Below are 2,404 nucleotides of genomic sequence, written 5' to 3' on the forward strand. Positions count from 1 at the left end.
CCCTCCGCCCCCGTCAGTGCCCGCACCGCCCGGCGAGCCCTCGCCGATCCGTTCACCTGGTTCGACGCCGAAGCCGGCGCCCTGACCACGGCCGTCGAACGGGCCGCCGCGATGGGGCTGCACACGCCGGCCTGCGAGGCCGCTGCGGCGTTGTGCTCGTCGTCGTTCGCCATCAGCAACCGCTTCGACGCCTGGTGGCGCAGCCACGACGCCGCCCTCGCCGCCGCCCGGCGCGCCGAGGACCTCTCCGGCGAGGCCCTGCTGCTCATCGGCCTGGGCCAGCTCCGCTACGAACAGGACCGTTGTGCCGAGGCACTGGACTACTTCCGGCAGGCGGAGCGGATCTGCGCCGACCTCGGTGACGTACACGGCCGCTCCGCAGCCCTCGCCGGTGTCGGCAGCGCCTTCCGAGAGCTGGGTGAACTGCGCGCCGCCGAACGGGCCCTCGCCGACGCGGCCGACGGCTTCCGGCGGCTCGGCGACGACACCGGCGTGGGCCTCGCCTGCCGGTACGCCGGTTCCGTACGGCTCGAACTCGGCGACCACGACACGGCGCTCGTCCTCCTCGACGAGTCACTGGCCGCGTACCGGCGGCAGGGCAGCCGCCGCGGGGAGGCCATGGCGCTGCGCACACTCAGCCTCATCCACCGGTCGCTCGGCGAGTACGAGGCGGCGGCGCGTGTGGCCGGGCAGGCGCGGGAGATCCTGAGTGACCTGGGGGATCCGCTGATGGCCGCGTACAGCATGCGGGCGCGGGCCAAGGCGTGGCTGCGGATGGGCCGTATACGAGAGGCCGAGTCCGAGCTGCACGAGGCGCTCGGAGTCTGCCGGGCCCACCAGGACCGCTTCGGCGAGGCGTTGACCGTGCGCACCCTCGGCGAGTGCGCGCTCGCCGATGGCCGCTTCGCCGAGGCGGCCCAGCTGCTGACCGCGTCGGTCGCCGGCTGGGACGACATGGGCCTGCGCCTGCCGCGCGCCCGCGCCCTGCGGGACCTGGCCACGGTGCGCGAGGCACTGGGCGACGGGCCGGGGGCGGCGGCGCTGCGCGCCGAGGCGATGGCCGTGTTCACCGCGTGCGAGGCCCGCGAACGGAACGAGCCCTGGCCCTAGGGGGCTCCTGATGGCTCTCCCCGGTGTCGCGACGCCCGGCACTCCCCCACTGCCTTAAGGGCGTGGGAGGTACCCCCACTCGCCGCACGGCGCGAAGGGACAGGTGACTCCGCCACATGACCCTCCACGCCGCACGCCTGGGGGTCCCCCCACGCCTTTCAGGCAGTGGGGGAGCACGCACCGAACGCCGCTCCTTCTTCCACGGAGAGCCATCAGAAGCCCCCAACCGCCCCAGCGGCCGTAGGCCGTGCCTGGCCGCGCCCGCAACGCCTTGCCGTGGACTTGCAGAGAACTTGCAGCGCCCTGCGCCAAGCTCGTGGGTGTCGGGGGACAACTGGTCGGCCGGGCGATCCTCACCGCTCGGCCGACCAAACAGAGGGCACCACCAGCCAGGGGAAGCCAGGCACATGCCGGGGGAGCTCCGGGCCAGGGGCATCGGGTACGACCGTCCCTGTCCCGGGGCATCGCGGCACGACCACACCTTGCCTCGACCCGCCAGCATCGCCGTACACCAGTACGCCCGAACCGCCTGCGAGAGACGACGCATGCCCCCGATCATCCTCATGAACGACCCCGCGGTCGCAGGTGTCCCCGTCCAGGACTGTGGTGAACCCCTGGTCGATCTACGGGAGTTGGCCTTCGTGGTCGTGGACTCCCGGCAGGCCGACCCGGAGGGTTCCTACGCGCTGATCCGCGAGGGCGTCGCCTGGCGGCTGGCCCGCGCGGCACGGCTGCTCCCCGACGGCCTGCGGCTCCTGGTCACCGAGGGGTACCGCCCTCTCCCTCTCCAGATCAGCTACTTCGAGGCGTACGCGGCCGAACTGCGCCGCGCCAACCCGGACTGGTCCGAGGAGCACCTGCGCACCCAGACCAGCCGGTCCCTGTCCCCGCCGGAGATCGGTCCGCATGTCGCCGGTGCCGCGGTGGACCTGACGTTGTGCACCGCCTCGGGCGAGGAGCTCGATCTCGGTACCCCGGTCGACGCGAGCCCCGAGGAGAGCGCGGGCGCCTGCTACACCGACGCCCCGGACATCTCCGACGAGGCCCGCCGCAACCGCCGCTTCCTCTCCGTCGCGCTCACCACGGCCGGCCTGGTCAACTACCCCACCGAGTGGTGGCACTGGTCGTACGGCGACCGCTACTGGGCCCTCATGACCGGGGCCGCGGCGGCCTGTTACGGCCCGGTGGACGGCGCCCGGGATATTCAGCCGAGGCCAGGCACCCCCAGCCCGTCCGGCGTTTGAGGACGAGGCCGTTCAGGCCGACAAGCGGGGGTCTGGGGGCGGCAGCCCCC

Annotated in this window: 2 protein-coding genes; both read left to right on the plus strand. The window is 73.5% G+C overall.

The features are described 5' to 3' along the window. On the plus strand, nt 1-1,110 hold a 1,110-nt coding region (locus tag FPZ41_RS46105), incomplete at its 5' end, for a tetratricopeptide repeat protein (RefSeq protein ID WP_152870829.1). A 545-nt stretch (nt 1,111-1,655) separates the two neighbouring features. Further along, a complete protein-coding gene (locus FPZ41_RS46110) occupies nt 1,656-2,354 on the plus strand; it encodes a M15 family metallopeptidase (RefSeq protein WP_131570203.1) in 699 nt (232 codons plus the stop codon). The last annotated feature ends 50 nt before the right edge of the window (nt 2,355-2,404 follow it).

The organism is Streptomyces acidicola (genome assembly GCF_009377235.1).
GTDB lineage: Bacteria > Actinomycetota > Actinomycetes > Streptomycetales > Streptomycetaceae > Streptomyces > Streptomyces acidicola.